The organism is Bacillus sp. TCT6 (assembly GCF_056033845.1).
The window spans coordinates 3,593,361-3,612,609 of record NZ_JBVYHX010000001.1; the positions used below are offsets into that span (position 1 = coordinate 3,593,361).

A 19,249-nucleotide genomic window follows, 5' to 3' on the forward strand; every position below is an offset into this window, starting at 1 on the left:
TTGTATTTTTATAACAACATTTGTATAAAAATACCCTAGTCATGTAAGACTAGGGTGCAAGGAAGAAGCCACCCTTTTCTGTCTCACAGGACTGAATTAAAAGGTTATTATTATGAAGCAATCTGCTTAGGTTGTTTTATTTGTTTCGTTTCCGGTAGTAGTAGATTTAACAGTACACCTACAATTGCTGCTAGTGCCATTCCTTCTACTTGGAACGATTCTCCTACGTGAAGTACCGCTCCACCAATACCGATTACTAGTATTACTGATGCAATCATTAAGTTTCGTTTGTCACTTAAATCTGTTTTATCATCTACCATCATGCGTAATCCGCTTGATGCAATTACACCGAATAGTAAGATTGATACCCCACCCATAACTGGTGTTGGGATCGAATGAATCAGCGCAGAAATCTTACCGATAAATCCGAACATGATTGCGAATACTGCTGAACCGATGAATAAGTATACACTGTATGCTCTCGTAATTGCTAGCACACCGATGTTTTCACCATACGTTGTATTCGGTGGCCCGCCGATTAGTGATGCGATTAATGTTGCTACTCCGTCACCGAAAATCGAACGGTGTAAACCTGGTTTTTCAATTAAATCTCTTTTAATAACATTTCCAAGTACAATTTGATGTCCGATATGTTCTGATATTGTTACTAGTGCAACTGGTACCATCAAGAGTACAATCTTCCATGAAAACTCTGGTGTGTATGTGACAAATGGTACTGTGAAATCTGGTACAACAAACCATTTTGCCTCAGCTACCGGCTTTAAGTCTACTAGCCCTTGGAAGTAAGCGAAGATATATCCGCCGATAATGCCAAGTAACACTGGTATGATACTGAAAAATCCTCTTCCGAATATCGAGCATATAATTGTAATTGCTAATGTTACTAATGCTACTGAAAAGTGTATAAAGCTATATTTGCCATCCGCACCGTTCATCGCCATATTAACTGCTGTATGTGCTAACGCTAAACCGATTACCATTACTACCGGTCCAACTACGATTGGCGGAAGTAATTTCATAATCCACTCTGATCCTGATTTCTTAATTCCGAGTGAGATTAAGATGTACACAAGCCCTGCTAGCAAACCACCAAGCATTGCTGCTCCCGGTCCACCTGCCGTTTTCGCTGTTATAATCGGTGCGATAAAGGCGAATGATGATCCTAGATAGGCAGGTACTTGACCTTTCGTTATAAGAAGAAACGCTAACGTTCCTAATCCACTTGATATTAATGCTACTGATGGATTCAATCCTGTTAAAAACGGAACAAGCACTGTTGATCCAAACATCGCGAACAAATGTTGTATACTCAAAAATAACCATTTTCCCGGTTTCGGTACTTCATTAACGTCTAACACTGGCTTTTGTTCCATTGTTACATCCTCCTTCAGTTTAAATCTTTGCAATAAAAAAACTCTTTGTGCCTGTGCACAAAGAGTCCTACACTTTCGTATGCCAAATTTGACATATGAAAGCCAAGACCCTTTGGCAGCCTCACAGGACTACATTTAAAAGGGCTTTACTTATCGTATATGCTTACTCGATCTTGTTGATCTGTCTCTTGCAAATCAACTTCGATACGCTCTTCACTTGATGTTGGGATGTTCTTTCCTACATAATCAGCGCGAATTGGTAGTTCACGATGACCTCTATCAACAAGAACCGCCAGTTGGATTTGAGATGGTCTACCTAAATCCATAAGAGCATCCATTGCTGCTCGAACTGTTCTTCCTGTATATAACACGTCATCCACAAGGATAACTTTTTTCTTCGTAATATCTACAGGGATATCAGAACCTTTTACAAGTGGTTCTTTATTTTTGGATTGCAGTGTTAAATCATCACGATATAACGTAATGTCTAACTCTCCAACTTCCATTTCTTTTCCTTCAATTTGACCAATTCGTTCTGCCAAACGTTGTGCAATAAAAATTCCACGAGTTTTAATTCCGACAAGAACACAATTATCGACACCTTTATTTCGTTCCACGATTTCATGACTAATTCGTGTTAAAGCACGGCGAATCATTTGGTCATCTAAAACGACAGCTTTCTCTTGCATGCTCTACACCTCCAAGCTTTTTTTCTTGCGTGAGAGTAATGGTATAAAAAAAGTCCTCTCAGCGTGTGCGAGAGGACTTTTGAAAAAAGGGTACAACATACCCTAAGTATTTCAAACCGTTACCTTCTCAACCTCACGGGGCTGTGTTAAAGGATCATTATTTAACTGTTGTCAGTATCTCAGTTTTCTTGTGATTTGTCAATACTATTTCCGTAAAATATTTAATGCTTCTTCAAATACTTCTGGAATCGGTGCCTCAAACTGAATATATTCACCAGTACGAGGATGATCAAAGCCTAAAATACCTGCATGAAGTGCTTGTCCATTCATATCTAACGTTTTCTTGGGACCATACTTCGGATCTCCTGCAAGTGGATAGCCAATATATTTCATATGAACACGAATTTGGTGCGTACGTCCCGTTTCTAAGCGACATTCTACAAGTGTAAAGTCTTTAAAGCGTTCTAACACTTGGAAGTGAGTAACAGCGTTTTTACCATTTTCATCAACTGTCATACTTTGACGCTCTTTCTTATCACGACCAATTGGTGCATCGATAGTCCCCTTATCATGCGGGATAACACCGTGCACAATTGCTTTGTAACGTCTTGTTACTGTTTTTGCTACAAGTTGATTTACAAGTGATTCATGCGCCATATCATTCTTAGCAACCATTAATAATCCAGATGTATCTTTATCAATACGATGCACAATACCTGGACGCATTACACCGTTGATACCTGATAAATCTGTACAATGGTGCATAAGGCCGTTTACAAGCGTACCACTTGTATGTCCTGGCGCTGGATGTACAACCATACCACGTGGTTTATTTACAACAAGCACATCTGCATCTTCATAATAAATTTCTAAATTGATATCTTCTGGTTGAATATCTAACGCTTCTGGATCAGGAATCGTTACTGTAATTTCATCTTCTTCTTTTACTTTATAATTCACTTTTACTGCTTTCCCGTTTACTGTCACAACATCATCTTTAATCCATTGCTGTACTTGTGAACGTGACCATTCGTTATTTATTCCTGCAACGAATTTATCAATTCGCTCATTTTTTTGCTCTTCTACAACTGTTACTTGTACTACTTCACTCATTCAATTACTCCTTCGCTTTCTTGCCTTCTAATAATGTTTGAATAATAATTAATACAACACCAATACATAACGCTGAATCAGCTATATTGAATACTGGATAGTTGTACGAGAAAATATACACGTGAATGAAATCCACTACTTCTTGTCTAAATACACGATCAATAAAGTTACCAATTGCCCCGCCTAAAATTAGGCCTAACGAAATACCTAGAAGCTTATCTGTTTTCGCATACTTTTTCATATAAAATACGATAAACACTACAAAAACAACTGTAATAATGTAGAAGAACCACATTTTATTTTCTAAAATACCCCAGGCAGCGCCTCTATTTCGATGTGATGTTATGTATAATACATTGTCGATAATTGGAATACTCGTACCCAATTCCATGTTCTTTACAATTAACCACTTCGATATTTGATCGATAGCAATGACAAATAACGCTATTACATAATATATCATTTTCATTTCCCCCACAAAGACAGTGTACCTCAAAATTTTAGCATAGCTGCTACCTTTTCACAATGAACCTTTATAGAAGAATAAAATAAATTAAAAAAAGGTAATATAATATCGTTGTGCGTATTCATACATTTACCTTTTCATAGAAAAATTCATGAATTGTTCGGGCAGTCGGCATTGTTTTCATTTGCTTTGTCGAAATTAATCTCCCGGTCTCTTCACAAATACCGTACATGTCTATTTCCATTTTAAATAATGCACGTTCTACATCCTTTAAATCCTCTTTTATATCATGTAATAGCAATTTTTTCTTTATCTCTTCCTTAATTTCATATCCAAGCTCTTGGCTGAACTCGACATCATATTTGTGCATTACTTCTTTAGCTAGTCTCTCTTGCAACTCTTTTCTCATCAATTGCAATTCTTCTTTTATTTCCATGTAGATTTCATTCACGTGTACATTCCTCCTAGCTGTAATGTACAGTTAGTGTGTCCGAAATTTATTTGCTTACCTCACACACATTTTTCCTTCACAGGAAAGAGCCTGAAAGTTATTTTGATATATCATCAAAATAAAAAACTGACTGCATAAATAGCAGTCAGTTTTTTATTATTTTACATAGTTTTCTTTCACAACTGTTGCACAACGCTCACATAATGTTTCATGTTCAGCATCTTTACCAATTGTTTCTGAAACTACCCAACAACGTTCACATGTTTCACCAGTTGCTTGAGCAACAACAACCGCTGTATGTTCATACTTCGGTGCATCTGCTGGCGCTTCTTCCATCATACCACCAAGTTTATACTCAGAAACGATGAATAATTGCTTTAAGTCTTCGCTAATAGACTCTAACATAGCTTTCATTTCTGCAGTTGGATATAGCGTAATGCTTGCATTTAATGACTTACCGATTACTTTTTCATTACGAGCTACTTCTAGTGCTTTTAACACGTCATCACGTAATGTCATAAATGCATCCCATTTTGTTTTTAATGCTTCCGCGTCATCTAATTGTACAGCTTCTGGCATATCAGTTAATTGTACACTTTCTTCTGTTACGCCTGGAATGTATGGCCATACTTCATCAGCTGTATGCGGTAAGATTGGTGTTACAAGTTTCGTTAACGCAACAAGAACATCATATAATACAGTTTGAATTGCACGACGATCTTCGTGGTTTGCACCTTCAATGTATAAAATATCTTTTGCAAAATCTAAGTAGAATGAACTTAAATCAATTGTACAGAAGTTATGAATTGCATGATACACAGCAGCGAAATCGTATGTCTCATATGCTTCTTTAACTTTTGTAATTAAGTCATTTAATTTCACTAACATGTAACGATCTACTTCACGAAGCTCAGCTACAGCTACTGCATTTTCACTTGGCTTAAAGTCGTCTAAGTTTCCTAATAAGAAACGGAATGTGTTACGGATTTTACGATACACTTCTGCTACTTGTTTTAAAATATCATCTGAAATACGTACGTCAGATTGATAGTCAACAGAAGATACCCATAAGCGTAAGATGTCTCCGCCTAATTGATCCATGATTTTCTTCGGTACGACGATGTTTCCAATCGACTTACTCATTTTACGTCCTTCACCATCTAGTACGAAACCGTGGCTTAGTACGCCTTTATATGGAGCTTTACCTGTTACAGCAACTGCTGTTGATAATGAAGAGTTAAACCAACCACGATACTGGTCAGATCCTTCTAAATATAAATCAGCTGGACGCTGTAAATCTTCGCGCTCTTCTAATACAGCTTGGTGAGAAGAACCTGAATCGAACCATACATCCATGATGTCTGTTTCTTTACGGAATTCGCCATTTGGGCTACCTGGATGTGTAAATCCTTCTGGTAATAGATCTTTCGCTTCACGCTCAAACCATACGTTAGAACCGTGTTCACGGAATAAATCTGCTACATGGTTAATTGTTTCATCTGTAATAATTGGATCGCCATTCTCAGCATAGAATACCGGAATTGGCACACCCCATGCACGCTGACGAGAAATACACCAGTCACCACGGTCACGAACCATATTATGAAGACGAGTTTCTCCCCATGCTGGTACCCATTTTGTTTCCGCTACAGCTTCTATTAATTCTTTACGGAATGCTTCAATAGATGCAAACCACTGTGCTGTCGCACGGAAAATAATTGGTTTTTTCGTTCTCCAATCATGTGGGTATGAATGCGTAATGAATGTTAGTTTCAGTAACGCGCCTACTTCTTCTAATTTTTCTGTAATTGGCTTGTTAGCTTTATCATAGAATAAGCCTTCAAATCCAGGTGCTTCATTTGTTAATACACCTTTATCATCAACTGGGCAAAGTACTTCTAATCCATACTTTTTACCAACAACGAAGTCATCTTCCCCGTGTCCTGGTGCTGTATGAACACAACCTGTACCTGCATCTGTTGTTACGTGATCTCCTAGCATTACTAATGAATCACGATCGTAGAATGGATGTTTTGCAACTGTGTACTCCAGTTCGCTACCTTTTACTGTTTTCACAACTTCAGCATTTTCCCACTCTAACGTTTTTGCAACTGTCTCAAACAGCTCAGAAGCAATGATATATTTCTCATCATTTACTTTTACAATGCTATATTCAAGCTCTGGGTGAACAGAAATACCTAAGTTTGCAGGTAATGTCCAAGGTGTTGTTGTCCAAATGATGTACTTTTCATCACCTTCTAATACGTTCTTTCCATCTTTTACAGGGAATGCTACGTAAATAGATGCTGATTTTTTATCTTGATATTCAATTTCAGCTTCTGCTAAAGCAGATTCACTCGTTGGAGACCAGTAAACTGGTTTTTGACCTTTATAGATATAACCTTTTTTCGCCATGTCACCAAACACTTTAATTTGTTGTGCTTCATAAGCGGGCTCTAAAGTAATATATGGATTATCCCAATCTGCACGTACACCTAGACGCTTAAATTGTTCACGTTGACGTTCTACTTGTTCATATGCATACTCTGCACATAACTTACGGAACTCAGCAACTGTCATTTCTTTACGCTTTACACCTTTATTTGTTAAAGCTTGTTCAATTGGTAAACCGTGCGTATCCCATCCTGGAACATATGGCGCACTAAAACCAGTCATTGATTTATAACGAACAATAAAGTCTTTTAATACTTTATTTAATGCATGTCCCATATGAATGTCACCATTCGCATATGGAGGTCCATCATGCAATACAAATAAAGGACGACCTTTTGTATGTTCTTGTACTTTTTCGTAAATATTCATTTCAGCCCATTTTTCTTGCATTGCAGGCTCACGTTTTGGTAAGTTCCCACGCATTGGGAACTCTGTTTTCGGCATCAGTAATGTATTTTTGTACTCCATGCTCAATTCCTCCTTACATGTATATAAGAAATACTTAAAAAACGGAATAAAAAAGAGACTTTCTCATCCCAAAAAGGGACGAGAAAGTCTCCCGCGGTACCACCCTAGTAGATCATATACATATGTATAGAATCCTCTTATATTCTTAACGCGAATACACGCCTACGCTTACTCTATTTGTTCAGCGCGGAACTCCAGGGTGATATTCCCACTATCTCCTTATCCTGAGCTTACACCGTCCTCAGTTCGCTATATAAGGTTTGAAAAGGTACTTATCCCTATCTTCGTTTTTCTTAATAAATATGTTGTTTAAAATTATATGTAATAATGAGAAAAACGTCAAGCTTACACTGTTTCTTCTTTTTTCAACAGTTCATCTACTTCGTCTTCTAACTCAATTAGTTTATCCCAATCATCGTTGTTTAACATTTCAAGCTGTGTTTCTAATAACATACGGAAACGAGTTCGGAATACTTTCGCTTGTTTCTTTAACTCTTCAATATCAAAAGCAACTTTTCTTGATTTTACTAATGCTTCGTTAATAATACGATCAGCATTCTTTTCAGCTTCACGCACAATTAATTTCGCTTCTTTTTGCGCATTACGTTTTACTTCTTCCGCTGCTTCTTGCGCAACAACGATAGATTTGTTTAACGTATCTTCAATATTAGAGAAATGATCTAACTTCCCTTCTAACTGCGCAACTTTTTCTTCTAAAGCTTTTTTCTCACGAATGACCAATTCATAATCTTTGATAATTTGATCAAGAAACTCATTTACTTGATCTTCATCATAGCCACGGAATCCGCGACCAAATTCTTTGTTATGAATATCTAATGGTGTTAACGGCACAACGCCACCTCCAAGTAGTTATCTAAATTTCCTCTTTCAATTATATCTTTTCTTCGACAAAATAGGAGGATTTCCTTCTAAAAAACCAATCATTTTAGTATACCATACAAAATTCTCCATTTGTCGCGTTTTGTTCTACCTTCTACAGAAAATAATTTACTTCGGCCATATCCTCTAACAGAGAAAACGTCTCCTGGATAACATTCATAAGAAGTTTGTTCCACTATTTTCCAATTAACTTTTACTAAACCATTTTTAATGAAAGGTTGTACTTTCTGTCTAGATAAATGTAACATTTCAGCTAACATAACATCTAAACGAAGTGAAGAAACCGTTCCAGATTTCTCCCCCCACGTTTCATGTATCTGTAGAATTTGTTCTCCTTGTACTGCTGATAAGGAGACTTTTACTTTTCCTATTGCTTGTAAGTTCATCTCAATGTACGATACGATTTCTTTCGCAACTACAATTTGGGCACGATTTTCTTGCAGCAAAATATCACCACATTTTTCTCTCGTTAAACCAAGAGACATAAATGTACCTAATATTTGCCTATGTTCTAGCGTATAAAACTTGGAAGGATAGTCAATTTCTAATACTTCTACTTGAAATTCTTCTTCATTTAATTCTAGATAGTCTGGATAAATGAGTGCTCTTTTACGCTCTGCATTAGGCGTTGCACCACCAAATTGCACAGCAACATCTCCTTGTCCAATTACCATAGAAACAATTTGTTGCTGTCTTGGATCAAGGAAATCTGTTAATTTCACTTGATGGTACTCCGCCGTTCGCTTCCACTCTAGCACTTTATCTACAAAGACCTCTTCATCAGGCCTAAAATGTTCGTAAATGCTCATGTATTTAACCTCTTACTATAAGAAATAGCCGAACAAGCTGAACAAACCACTTTTAGCAAGTTTTAACGCAAAAATCGCAACGAGTGGAGAAATATCAATCATACCCAGCGGCGGAATAAATCTGCGGAATGGTTCTAAATACGGTTCACAAATTCGCGCCAAGAACTCTCCAAAAGATGATTCCTTTGCACCAGGAAACCATGATAGGAGAATGTAAATAATCAGTGCCCACGAGTAAATCTCGATAGCAGAACTTAACACCATTAAAACTGTTGTCATGGCGTATTACCACCTCTTTATATTTGTTTCTTCTTCTTCACCGAATAACTCTGAAATTGCACCAACAATATCAACATTTTCAGGTGTACACATAAATGTTTTCGGTCCTATTTTTTGAATGTCCCCGCCTATAGCGTATACAGTACCACTTAAAAAGTCAACGATACGTACCGCTTGATCAGTAGACATTCTCTGCAAATTAATTACAACAGCTCGTCTACCTTTTAGGTGGTCCGCAATCCCTTGCGCTTCCGAATATGTGCGTGGTTCTAATAAAACAACTTTTGAAGATTGTTTTGCTGTTTCAATACTCACAACATTTTGCTTCGGTTGCGCTTTCGGAAACGTAACATCTTGTTGTTCTGGTGGATCTTGCTGCTTTTTCATGTCTGTTTGCTCCTTTTCATAACCATATTGAGCTGCTTCTTTTTCTTCCGGTGTATCAAAAAAGAAGTATTTTACTTTTGACCAACTCATAATAAGATTCTCCTTCCTTTTACGCTTTTCCTACTAAAATCGTTCCCAAACGAATATATGTAGCCCCTTCTTCAATTGCAATCGTGTAATCGTTGGACATTCCCATTGATAATTCTTTACATGGCGCATGTAATAACTCTAGCTCCTGCACCTCTGTTTGTAGCATACGTAATTCCTTAAAACAGCGTCTGATTTCTTCCTCTTCTTCTGTAAATGGAGCCATCGTCATTAGTCCGACCACTTCAATTTTATCGAATTCTTGCAAACTTTGAATAAAAGAAACAACCTCTTCTATTGCCAATCCTTGCTTCGATTCTTCGGATGAGGTTTTCACTTGAATAAAGCATTTCACTTTCTTATCAGCACGTTTCTGAATTTCTTTCGCCAGGGAAAGACGATCTAACGAATGTAAATAATCAATTTCATTAATGATTTCTTTTACTTTTCTCGTTTGTAATGAGCCAATAAAGTGCCAATTAACTTTTGAACCGAAATGCTCGTATTTCTGTAAGAAACCTTCATTTCTATTTTCACCTAAATCGATAATTCCAGCTTCAATTACTTCGTTTGTTTTTTCAATCCCTACAGTTTTTGTCACTGCAACAAGTTTAATATCTTGCAACGAACGTCCAGCTCGAGCGCAAGATTCTTTAATAGCTTCGTTTACAATCACTAAATTTTCTTGTACTGTCACTTGCTTCCTTCCTCCTTAAAACCTATGAAACTCAACATTCTTCCTGTCTTACCTTGATCACGACGATGAGAGAAAAATAGTTGCTCTTCACAGCTTGTACAAAGAGATGACATTACAATATGCTCTTCTTTTATGCCTGCTTGTACACATAATATACGATTAATTTCTTTTAAATTAATTGCGTACTGCCCGTCAGAAATTTTTTGATGAGGAACAGCACCGCTAACTACTTCCTGTGCTGCTGTTAATACACGATCATCCACAACATAACAACAAGATCCGATCGACGGCCCAATTGCAACATGAATTTCATCACTTGAAATACCTTCTGCATTCCACTTTTGAATCATTTCCTTTGCAATCTCTTGTACAGTGCCTTTCCATCCAGCATGCGCAAGTCCTATCATACCATGTGATGGTGCATAAAAATAGAGCGGAACACAATCCGCGTAACAAGACGTTAACAGAACATCTTCATTACTCGTATAAATGCCATCTGTTTTTGAAATGCCGTCCTCATATGAATAGACGCCACTTCCTTTTTCCTGTTGCCCTACTTTTTCAACATGATGAGCATGAACTTGTTCAGAGCAAATCCAGTTTTCTAATGGTTTTTGTAACTTATTTGCTAAAATGCGTCTGTTTTCATGAACGTTCTCCACGATATCATTCACATGTAATCCTAAATTCATCGCATGAAAGGAGCCCGTACTTATCCCACCATCTTTTGTCGTAAATCCAGCAGTAATGTTTCCAAGTTCTTTCCACGCTTGTAAATACAGTATACCGTCCACATATTTAAATGGTTCTCTCATAATAAAGCGGCTCCTTTTAATTAAAATAACAGAAAAAAGCATGGTACTTCCTGTCTATTTTACCATACTTTTATTTTTTCATAATCCTAACAGAAAAAAAAGAGGAATTTGTAATATTCTTTATGAAATTGTCGGTGTTTGTATTGATTCTGTTACAGAATTAACAGGATTTACTCTTACAAGTATGACATCTTCCCCAATTTTCACAATTTCCTTCCAAGGAATTACAATCTCAACATCTTTTCCAAAAATACCTAGCATACGTGTCTGTTTGGAAATAATAACAGAACAAATTTTCCCTGTGTTCATATCAATTTCAATATCTCCAATATTCCCAATCCTTTTTCCATCTGAAATATTTATAACATCCTTCATCTGTAACTCTGAAATTCGTATCACCATTTTTATCCTCTCCCTTATATGACGAATTGGAAACTGTTTCTCATATTTACAGGAAGCCACCTATACGAAACACCATGCTAGTTTCATTATATGAACACTAATCCCCTACTATGAGCACAAACCATATTACATATAAAAAGGTCTCACCATAATTGGTGAGACCTTATCCTTGAATCGTTTTATTCATTTGTTTAATGGCTGACTTCTCTAAACGTGATACTTGCGCTTGGGAAATCCCAATTTCTTCTGCAACTTCCATCTGTGTCTTTCCTTGGAAGAAACGTTTTCTAATAATCATTTTCTCTCGATCATTTAAACGCTTCATTCCTTCTTTTAATGCTAATTCTTCAACCCACTGCTCGTCCTTTTGTTTTTCATCACTTAACTGATCCATAACAAAGATAGGATCTCCTCCATCATTATAAATCGGTTCAAATAATGAAACCGGGTCTTGAATCGCATCTAAAGCAAATACTATCTCTTCATGAGTTACTTCTAGCACTTTTGCAATATCCATTGCTGTTGGTTCTTTTGAATTTTCTGCAATCAACTTTTCTCTTACTTGCAAAGCTTTATACGCAATATCTCGCAATGAGCGCGATACGCGAATTGGATTATTATCACGCAAATATCTGCGTATTTCCCCAATAATCATCGGCACAGCATACGTTGAAAATTTTACATTTTGGCCTAAATCAAAATTATCAATTGATTTCATAAGTCCAATGCAACCAACTTGAAATAAATCGTCAACATATTCTCCTCTGTTATTAAATCTTTGGATGACGCTCAGTACAAGACGTAAGTTTCCATTCACTAATTTTTCTCTTGCGCTTATCTCTCCACTTTGCATTTCACGAAATAATTTACGCATCTCTTCATTTTTTAATACTGGAAGTTTAGCTGTATCAACACCGCAAATTTCTACTTTGTTTCTCGTCAAAGTGTTCCCTCCTATCGGGAGTTGCTGTACAGTGTAAAGTATTTCCTTTGAAGGGGATTTTATGCATATGGTTTTTTCACGATTTTTTATTTAAATTATCTTTCCTAATACAACTAAATAGAATAAGACCAGCCTACATAACGGCTGGTCTTATTCTTCACACCATTTTATTAAATTCTTTTCGTAATCTTTTTATAATTCTTTTTTCTAAACGCGAAATGTATGACTGTGAAATCCCAAGCATATCCGCCACATCTTTTTGCGTCTTTTCCTCTCCTCCAGCAAGACCAAACCGAAGTTCCATAATTTGTTTTTCACGATCATTTAATTGGTGTAATGCTTTCATTAAAAGGTGACGATCTACAGTAGCTTCTAAATCTTTTGTAATAATATCATCATCTGTACCTAACACGTCAGACAACAACAGTTCATTCCCATCCCAATCAATGTTTAGCGGTTCATCAAAAGAAACTTCTGAACGATTTTTGTTATTTCGACGTAAATGCATTAAAATTTCATTTTCTATACAACGCGATGCATATGTTGCTAATTTTATTTTCTTTTCTGGATTAAATGTATTTACCGCTTTAATAAGGCCGATTGTTCCTATACTAATCAAATCTTCAATATTTATCCCTGTATTTTCAAACTTTCTTGCTATATATACAACGAGCCTTAAGTTACGTTCAATAAGTAATGACCTTGCTGCCTGATCTCCCTTTGGCAATTTATTCAAAAGAACTTCCTCTTCTTCTTTCGTTAACGGTGGTGGCAACGCTTCACTTCCACCAATATAATAAATTTCATCGGTCTTAATTCCTAATTTCAGCAATACTTTATACCAAAGGTATACTAAATAAAATTTTAATTTCATCATATTATCCCGCCTCTCATTATTAAGCGATCACCATTTTTTGTGAAATCAACATTTTTGGATGCACAATACATTGATACTCCCCATTTGTAGACAGTTGTTGTGTATTTAATCCAATTAATACTTTGTTTACAACAATAGAACTACCTTCATGATCAACTTGCACACTGTCAGGCTTAATTGCCCACAAAAATTGACTTTCTACTCCTACTGCACGGAAAGGAATTAAACGTAATTTTGTCGCCCAACCAGAATCATTTTCTGGTATTTGAGGAATTTCTGTTTTGGAATAAATTTGTTCTGTTAACCAAGATGGTAAGCAATGTTCTAATGATGAAACATGCATAATCATAACGGGTGTTTTTGTTAATGGATCGTAAAGTTGGTTCCCACTGTCAATAAGACCTGCCAGTTCTAGTTCTTCTTCGGCCAATTGAATTTTTACTTTCACAATTTGGTCATAGTGTATTTTCGTGACCTCTACGCTTTCAATACGCTTTTTAGAAAAATAATAAATTACCGGAAAACCAAAAATAACAAATAACCAACTAATTGGATCGCCGTAAGAAATTGACTGAGATTGAACCAATCCATTTACCATTTCATTCGTTTGCAAAAAGAAATGAGTTCCAATTAATCCTCCGCCAACCATAAAGGTTACAAAGTAAAAAGTACAAACAGTCTGTGCATAATTTCTAAATGTTGTAAACCCAAATGCTGTATACACAATAAGTAACGAGTACAGTAGTTTCATAATTGGATGTGTCATCATAGAAGCAAAAGGAGTAAAGGCAAAAATAACAATAGTTGAACCTATAAATGCCCCTAACACAAGCCTCCATCTTTTGATTTTCTTTTTTAACACGGTAGCTGTTAATAAAAGCAAAAGAAAATCAATGCAGGCGTTTAACAACCAAACAACGTCGGCGTAAACAACCAAACAATTCACCTCTTTTTTCAAGTTGAGACTAGTATAATGCATATCCAATAGGAAAGTGTGTCAATTTGCGGAGGTGTTTTTTTGTTATTTTGTGATTTCTAGACATAATCTGTCGGTAAAGAATAAAAGTACAAATTCATAGAATGATATACTCTTATTTTCACCAACAAAATATATTGAAATATACCAAATAAAAAAAGACCTGCTTAGCAGGTCTTTTCCATTTAAAAAACAAAAAAGGAGCATGAAAGCTCCTTTTTTTATCGTCTACGACGGTTACGTAAAAATGCTGGAATATCGATATCATCTGAATCTGAATGACGTTCATGTACAACTGGCTCTTCACGCTTCATTTCACGTTTTACTTCACGTTGTTTTGAAGGTTGAGCTACTGGTTGTTGCTGTTGTTGCGTGTGGTTCGCATTCGGACGAATAATTGGTTTTGGTGGTTGAGTTGCAATGCTATCATCAAAACCAGTTGCAATTACAGTTACAACGATATCATCTTTTAATCCTTCGTTAATAACAGAACCGAAGATCATATTTACTTCTGGATCTGAAGCTGAGGCTACGATATCTGCCGCTTCTTGTACTTCATATAAGCTTAAGTTAGCGCCACCCGTAATATTCATGATAACACCTTGAGCTCCATCAATAGATGTTTCTAGTAATGGACTAGAAATCGCTTTTTTCGCAGCTTCTGCAGCACGATTTTCCCCGTTACCAGAACCAATACCCATTAAAGCAGAACCTCTATTAGACATAATTGTCTTTACGTCTGCAAAGTCTAAATTAATTAAACCTGGCGTTGCAATTAAATCCGAAATACCTTGAACACCTTGACGTAATACGTTATCAGCTTCACGGAATGCTTCTAACATTGGCGTATTTTTATCAACGATCTCTAATAAGCGATCGTTTGGAATTACAATAAGAGTATCTACATTTTCTTTAAATGCTGCAATACCAGATGCTGCTTGCGTTGCACGTTTACGTCCTTCAAAAGTAAATGGACGTGTTACAACACCAACTGTTAAAGCACCTAATTCTTTTGCAACTTGAGCAACAACTGGAGCTGCACCAGTTCCAGTTCCACCGCCCATACCAGCAGTTACGAAGACCATATCCGCACCACGAAGTGCTTCTTGGATCTGTTCTTTACTTTCTTCTGCAGCTTTTTTCCCTACTTCAGGGTTTGCGCCTGCACCAAGTCCACGCGTTAATTTTCCACCAATTTGCATTTTCGTTTCAGCTTTTGATAGATTTAATGCTTGTGCATCAGTGTTCACAGCGATAAAGTCTACACCTTGTACACCGTGTTCAATCATACGGTTTACAGCATTGTTTCCGCCACCGCCGACACCGATAACTTTTATATTCGCTAATTGATCTTGAGTAGTATCAAACTCTAACATGTCGAAATCCCCCTAGAACCTCATTTTTCGTGTCCAATTTTAATCCCATAAATAACGGAATACACGTTTTACTTTTGACATCATACGGTCATCATTTTGATTATTATTGTTTTGATTACGAGTTTTTTGTTTCGCAGGTTGCTGTTGTACCGGCGTTGGTGCTGGTGCTGGTACTGTTTCAAAATGCTCTTGCTTTTCCTGCACATTTTTCCCACGTAATTTAGCTTTTTGATAAGAATGTTTAATTAATCCAACTCCGCTTGTATATTGGGGCTCACGCACACCAATATAATCAGGAGTTGCTACACGAACATTTTCATGTAAAATATCATATGCAAGATCAAGAACACCTGGCATAGAAGCAATTCCGCCAGTTAGTACATAACCAGAAGCCACTTGCTTTACTCCTAACTTACGCACTTCATCTTGAACAAACATTAAAATTTCCTCTACACGAGCCTCTATTATATCCGATAATTCCAACTGAGAATATTGTTCTGTTTGATCACTTCCCATAATAGGAACCGTAAACATCTCTTCTTCAGATGCTGTATCATAAAAAGCATGTCCATATTTCAACTTAATTTGATCTGCATTTTCTGTTGAAGTTTTCAACCCAATTGCAATATCCTTCGTTATATGGTCTCCACCTAATGGTAATACGCTCGTCGCTTGTAACTCTCCGTCTTTAAAAATAGATAAAGTTGTAGATCCTCCCCCCATATCAACAAGGGCTACTCCTCTATTTTTTTCATCTGAAGATATAGCAACTGTTGCAGCCGCTAAAGGTTGAAGACAAATATCAACAATTTCAAGACCTGCTTTTTCTACACAACGAAGTAGGTTATGTAGTAAAGTTCTCGAGCCTGTAATAAGTGTGCCTTCCATTTCTAATCTTACACCGATCATCCCGCGTGGATCGTTAATCTCGTCAAGACCGTCTACGATGAACTGTCGAGGTACCACATCAATAAACTCACGTTCTGGAGCAATTGACACAACTTGTGCTGCATCTAGAACGCGTAAGACATCTTCATTCCCGATTTCACGATCTTCATTTGAAACAGCGACTACTCCGTGACAAGGAAGTAGCTGTACCTGGTTTGCATTGACACCTACTACAACTTGCTCAATGTGGATTCCCACCATACGCTCAGCTTGTTCAATTGCTTTTTTAATTGATCGAACAGTCTCGTCTATATCAACTATCGATCCCTTCTTTAAACCATTTGATTTTACATTTCCAACACCAATAATGTTTAAGCTGTCATTAACCATTTCACCAATGATGACTTTAACATTGGATGTACCGATGTCAAGACTAACATATATTTCATTGCTGTTCATTCTTTGGCACCTCCTTCTTTATTTATACCATACAACTCAATATATGGAACAACAATCGCAACTTTACTATTTATAAGAAAAATATTCAACGTCTTTATACGTTTCCCTTTTTTAACCCTATATTTTTCTTATTTTTATTTAGCATTCAATTAAGAATATCGCAGTAAACTATGAATAACTGCTTATCTTGAAATAATTCTATTTCGAGTGTAAAGTTTACCGCCAAGTATAAGTCTACACTAAGATGTACTCATAGAAAAGTGAAACTTGTACCAATACTAGTATGAATCTAAGAATTTTTACATATTTTTCATCAAATGAACCATTCTTCTAAATTCGTATGCATATAATAGAACGTTTGTTTTGTTTTTTCTGCTATAAGCAACGAAAACTACCATTCTATTCTTTTTTTTCTCCCGCACCTAATTCTTTCGTATATGCACCTACTTCTAAATCAATTAATACCTTCTTACCTGGTTCAATTGTTTTTAAAATAAGCGGATAGGCTTCCATACGTTTTGCGAAATTTTGAATCGTAGTGCTCACTTCATAACCTTCATTCATATATAAAGTAAGATGATCTTCATTCGCATTCGTTGGAGAATAGCGAATCTCCGAAATAGATTTTAAAATAGCTGGTGTTAATTTTTCTAGTTCAGCGATTAACTCCTTCATTTTCTCTTCTTTAAAAGGTTCGAAAATCGGTGCTGCAACAGGAAGTTTTCCATTAGGTAGTACATCAAGTGTTTTTCCATTCTCTAATAACGGTTGTAATTTTCCCTCTTTATTTATATAACCAATCGTTAAATATTCTTCAATATGAACATCAATCTTGTTTGGAAAACGTTTTTTTACATTTACTGCTTTAATTTCTTTTCGCTTCGTTAAGTTTTCTTCAGCTTTATGTGCTGTCACTCGGAAATAACTTGTATCATATGTCACGCCTGAATCCTTCATTACTTGCTCATCCGTCATATAATGATTTCCAAACACACTAATCTTTTTTATATTACTAAGCGGAGACCGAAAATAAATTAAAAAGAGCACTAATAAAAATAAAATTGATATGTATAAAATCAATCGATGATTAACATTTTTTTTGTTTTTTTTCTTTTGATTTTTCAATTTTGGTACACGATCTTGTAGTTTAATCACTTTACTATTATTCATGTACGATCCCCCTATGTAACATAAAGAACGGCATGTTCCTCATGCCGTTCTTATCTTCTTATTATAACATAAATGATAATGAGCGGAACGAATAACCGTTATCTTCCAATGATTTCTACTTCTGTGTGCATATCTACATCAAATTTATCCTTAATTGTATGTTTTATTAATTCAATTAAGGACAATACATCTTGCGCTGAAGCTCCCCCGGTATTAACAATAAAATTGCCATGCATTTGAGAAATTTGAGCTCCACCAATCCTATAACCACGAAGCCCTGCTTTTTCTACTAAATCGCCTGCAAAATGTGGGATTGGATTCCGAAATATACTTCCTGCACACGGGTGATTCCATGGTTGCGTTTCACGGCGGTAATCTTTATTATTTTGCATGCTACGTACAATTTCTTCACGTTTTCCCGCCTGTAATTGAAACTCCGCCTCTAAAACAATACCAGGCCGTTTCGTTTGCAATACAGATGCCCGATAAGAAAACTCCAGTTCTTTATTCGTTAACCAGTCAATTGTACCGTCTTCAAACAGAATGAGAGCCTTCGATAATACACTCGATATATCCGATTTATGTGCACCTGCATTCATATATACTGCACCACCGACACTTCCTGGAATACCGCTTGCAAACTCCAATCCAGCTAACCCTTGACGACTAAGTAAAGTTGACAATTTAATAAGAGAATATCCACTACCAACTCTTACCTTATGTTTTTCGACCTCTAAGTGATCTAATCCTTCTCCTAAACGAATAACAACACCTTCTATGCCTCGATCAGATACAAGAAGGTTTGAACCGCGCCCAATTACAGTCCACTTCGTTTTGTATTGCTTTACTAACTGTAATGTTTTTTCAATACCGGCTACATGCTTAGGCACAATTAAAATATCCGCTGGTCCACCTATTTTCATAGTTGTATAACGCGCTAACGACTCGTTAACTAAAACACGACCAACGTCTGCTTCTATAAGCTCATTTACTAATTGTTCCATAGACAATCTCCCCCATATTAAGTCTCCTTATGACAATAATATGCAGGGCGTTCACCTAACGTTATCCCTCTATTTACGGGCATTACAGCTCCTAAATCAAAATTCGGCGGTAACAAAGAAGTTAGGCGGTATCGGGATGCCAGTA

General features: G+C 36.4%; 20 protein-coding genes and 1 other annotated feature. All 20 genes read right to left on the reverse strand.

The features are described from left to right. Nucleotides 1-110: 110 nt before the first annotated feature. Complete coding sequence (gene uraA / locus AC0ONG_RS18145; protein ID WP_000435925.1) at nucleotides 111-1,394, reverse strand: uracil permease; 1,284 nt, start codon at nucleotides 1,392-1,394, stop codon at nucleotides 111-113. Nucleotides 1,395-1,540: 146 nt separating this feature from the next. After that, a complete protein-coding gene (pyrR, locus tag AC0ONG_RS18150; RefSeq protein ID WP_001156491.1) occupies nucleotides 1,541-2,083 on the reverse strand; it encodes a bifunctional pyrimidine operon transcriptional regulator/uracil phosphoribosyltransferase in 543 nt (180 codons plus the stop codon). A gap of 204 nt (nucleotides 2,084-2,287) precedes the next feature. Further along, the gene (locus AC0ONG_RS18155; protein WP_474203623.1) at nucleotides 2,288-3,196 is read right to left on the reverse strand and encodes an RluA family pseudouridine synthase; all 909 of its coding nucleotides are present in this window, start codon (nucleotides 3,194-3,196) and stop codon (nucleotides 2,288-2,290) included. A gap of 4 nt (nucleotides 3,197-3,200) precedes the next feature. After that, nucleotides 3,201-3,659 carry a lipoprotein signal peptidase LspA gene (lspA, locus tag AC0ONG_RS18160; protein WP_000642180.1) on the reverse strand — a complete coding sequence of 153 codons (459 nt, stop codon included), beginning with the start codon at nucleotides 3,657-3,659 and terminating at the stop codon, nucleotides 3,201-3,203. Nucleotides 3,660-3,783: 124 nt separating this feature from the next. Next, nucleotides 3,784-4,113: a TraR/DksA C4-type zinc finger protein gene (locus AC0ONG_RS18165; protein ID WP_001002956.1), complete on the reverse strand. Its 330-nt coding sequence runs from the start codon at nucleotides 4,111-4,113 to the stop codon at nucleotides 3,784-3,786. 156 nt (nucleotides 4,114-4,269) lie between these two features. Next, a complete protein-coding gene (gene ileS2, locus AC0ONG_RS18170; protein ID WP_000455953.1) occupies nucleotides 4,270-7,035 on the reverse strand; it encodes an isoleucine--tRNA ligase in 2,766 nt (921 codons plus the stop codon). Nucleotides 7,036-7,106: 71 nt separating this feature from the next. Further along, nucleotides 7,107-7,329, reverse strand: a binding site (T-box leader). A 51-nt stretch (nucleotides 7,330-7,380) separates the two neighbouring features. Beyond that, complete coding sequence (gene divIVA, locus AC0ONG_RS18175) at nucleotides 7,381-7,887, reverse strand: septum site-determining protein DivIVA (protein ID WP_001131611.1); 507 nt, start codon at nucleotides 7,885-7,887, stop codon at nucleotides 7,381-7,383. 89 nt (nucleotides 7,888-7,976) lie between these two features. After that, the gene (locus tag AC0ONG_RS18180) at nucleotides 7,977-8,744 is read right to left on the reverse strand and encodes a YlmH family RNA-binding protein (protein WP_000029712.1); all 768 of its coding nucleotides are present in this window, start codon (nucleotides 8,742-8,744) and stop codon (nucleotides 7,977-7,979) included. A 15-nt stretch (nucleotides 8,745-8,759) separates the two neighbouring features. Next, complete coding sequence (locus AC0ONG_RS18185; RefSeq protein WP_000214323.1) at nucleotides 8,760-9,023, reverse strand: YggT family protein; 264 nt, start codon at nucleotides 9,021-9,023, stop codon at nucleotides 8,760-8,762. A 6-nt stretch (nucleotides 9,024-9,029) separates the two neighbouring features. Then, entirely contained in the window at nucleotides 9,030-9,500 is a 471-nt protein-coding gene (locus AC0ONG_RS18190) for a cell division protein SepF (RefSeq protein WP_000119129.1), read from the reverse strand. A 19-nt stretch (nucleotides 9,501-9,519) separates the two neighbouring features. Further along, complete coding sequence (locus AC0ONG_RS18195; RefSeq protein WP_000218005.1) at nucleotides 9,520-10,194, reverse strand: YggS family pyridoxal phosphate-dependent enzyme; 675 nt, start codon at nucleotides 10,192-10,194, stop codon at nucleotides 9,520-9,522. Beyond that, complete coding sequence (gene pgeF / locus AC0ONG_RS18200; RefSeq protein ID WP_001209008.1) at nucleotides 10,191-11,009, reverse strand: peptidoglycan editing factor PgeF; 819 nt, start codon at nucleotides 11,007-11,009, stop codon at nucleotides 10,191-10,193. Before pgeF ends, AC0ONG_RS18195 begins: the two co-directional genes overlap by 4 nt. Before the next feature lie 120 nt (nucleotides 11,010-11,129). Further along, nucleotides 11,130-11,411, reverse strand: coding sequence for a YlmC/YmxH family sporulation protein (locus AC0ONG_RS18205; RefSeq protein WP_000236745.1), 282 nt, complete (start codon nucleotides 11,409-11,411; stop codon nucleotides 11,130-11,132). 163 nt (nucleotides 11,412-11,574) lie between these two features. Next, the gene (gene sigG / locus AC0ONG_RS18210) at nucleotides 11,575-12,354 is read right to left on the reverse strand and encodes an RNA polymerase sporulation sigma factor SigG (protein WP_000197755.1); all 780 of its coding nucleotides are present in this window, start codon (nucleotides 12,352-12,354) and stop codon (nucleotides 11,575-11,577) included. Between the two features lie 157 nt (nucleotides 12,355-12,511). Beyond that, nucleotides 12,512-13,231, reverse strand: coding sequence for an RNA polymerase sporulation sigma factor SigE (gene sigE / locus AC0ONG_RS18215; RefSeq protein ID WP_000976948.1), 720 nt, complete (start codon nucleotides 13,229-13,231; stop codon nucleotides 12,512-12,514). Nucleotides 13,232-13,250: 19 nt separating this feature from the next. Then, complete coding sequence (gene spoIIGA / locus AC0ONG_RS18220) at nucleotides 13,251-14,168, reverse strand: sigma-E processing peptidase SpoIIGA (protein ID WP_000261973.1); 918 nt, start codon at nucleotides 14,166-14,168, stop codon at nucleotides 13,251-13,253. Between the two features lie 260 nt (nucleotides 14,169-14,428). Continuing rightward, nucleotides 14,429-15,583, reverse strand: coding sequence for a cell division protein FtsZ (ftsZ, locus tag AC0ONG_RS18225; RefSeq protein ID WP_000888984.1), 1,155 nt, complete (start codon nucleotides 15,581-15,583; stop codon nucleotides 14,429-14,431). Between the two features lie 39 nt (nucleotides 15,584-15,622). Then, nucleotides 15,623-16,930 carry a cell division protein FtsA gene (ftsA, locus tag AC0ONG_RS18230; RefSeq protein ID WP_001087559.1) on the reverse strand — a complete coding sequence of 436 codons (1,308 nt, stop codon included), beginning with the start codon at nucleotides 16,928-16,930 and terminating at the stop codon, nucleotides 15,623-15,625. 399 nt (nucleotides 16,931-17,329) lie between these two features. Next, nucleotides 17,330-18,100: a cell division protein DivIB gene (gene divIB, locus AC0ONG_RS18235; RefSeq protein WP_001065792.1), complete on the reverse strand. Its 771-nt coding sequence runs from the start codon at nucleotides 18,098-18,100 to the stop codon at nucleotides 17,330-17,332. 98 nt (nucleotides 18,101-18,198) lie between these two features. Then, nucleotides 18,199-19,104: a UDP-N-acetylmuramate dehydrogenase gene (gene murB, locus AC0ONG_RS18240; protein WP_000437031.1), complete on the reverse strand. Its 906-nt coding sequence runs from the start codon at nucleotides 19,102-19,104 to the stop codon at nucleotides 18,199-18,201. Nucleotides 19,105-19,249: the final 145 nt, after the last annotated feature.

Excerpts from the sequence above, each read along its gene's own strand:
- pgeF (WP_001209008.1), bottom strand. The coding sequence starts at position 11,009 with ATGAGAGAACCATTTAAATATGTGGACGGTATACTGTATTTACAAGCG.
- ftsA (WP_001087559.1), bottom strand. The coding sequence starts at position 16,930 with ATGAACAGCAATGAAATATATGTTAGTCTTGACATCGGTACATCCAAT.
- AC0ONG_RS18205 (WP_000236745.1), bottom strand. The coding sequence starts at position 11,411 with ATGGTGATACGAATTTCAGAGTTACAGATGAAGGATGTTATAAATATT.
- ileS2 (WP_000455953.1), bottom strand. The coding sequence starts at position 7,035 with ATGGAGTACAAAAATACATTACTGATGCCGAAAACAGAGTTCCCAATG.
- divIB (WP_001065792.1), bottom strand. The coding sequence starts at position 18,100 with ATGAATAATAGTAAAGTGATTAAACTACAAGATCGTGTACCAAAATTG.
- ftsZ (WP_000888984.1), bottom strand. The coding sequence starts at position 15,583 with ATGTTAGAGTTTGATACTACTCAAGATCAATTAGCGAATATAAAAGTT.
- uraA (WP_000435925.1), bottom strand. The coding sequence starts at position 1,394 with ATGGAACAAAAGCCAGTGTTAGACGTTAATGAAGTACCGAAACCGGGA.
- lspA (WP_000642180.1), bottom strand. The coding sequence starts at position 3,659 with ATGATATATTATGTAATAGCGTTATTTGTCATTGCTATCGATCAAATA.
- murB (WP_000437031.1), bottom strand. The coding sequence starts at position 19,104 with ATGGAACAATTAGTAAATGAGCTTATAGAAGCAGACGTTGGTCGTGTT.
- AC0ONG_RS18185 (WP_000214323.1), bottom strand. The coding sequence starts at position 9,023 with ATGACAACAGTTTTAATGGTGTTAAGTTCTGCTATCGAGATTTACTCG.
- AC0ONG_RS18180 (WP_000029712.1), bottom strand. The coding sequence starts at position 8,744 with ATGAGCATTTACGAACATTTTAGGCCTGATGAAGAGGTCTTTGTAGAT.
- AC0ONG_RS18190 (WP_000119129.1), bottom strand. The coding sequence starts at position 9,500 with ATGAGTTGGTCAAAAGTAAAATACTTCTTTTTTGATACACCGGAAGAA.
- AC0ONG_RS18155 (WP_474203623.1), bottom strand. The coding sequence starts at position 3,196 with ATGAGTGAAGTAGTACAAGTAACAGTTGTAGAAGAGCAAAAAAATGAG.
- sigE (WP_000976948.1), bottom strand. The coding sequence starts at position 13,231 with ATGATGAAATTAAAATTTTATTTAGTATACCTTTGGTATAAAGTATTG.
- pyrR (WP_001156491.1), bottom strand. The coding sequence starts at position 2,083 with ATGCAAGAGAAAGCTGTCGTTTTAGATGACCAAATGATTCGCCGTGCT.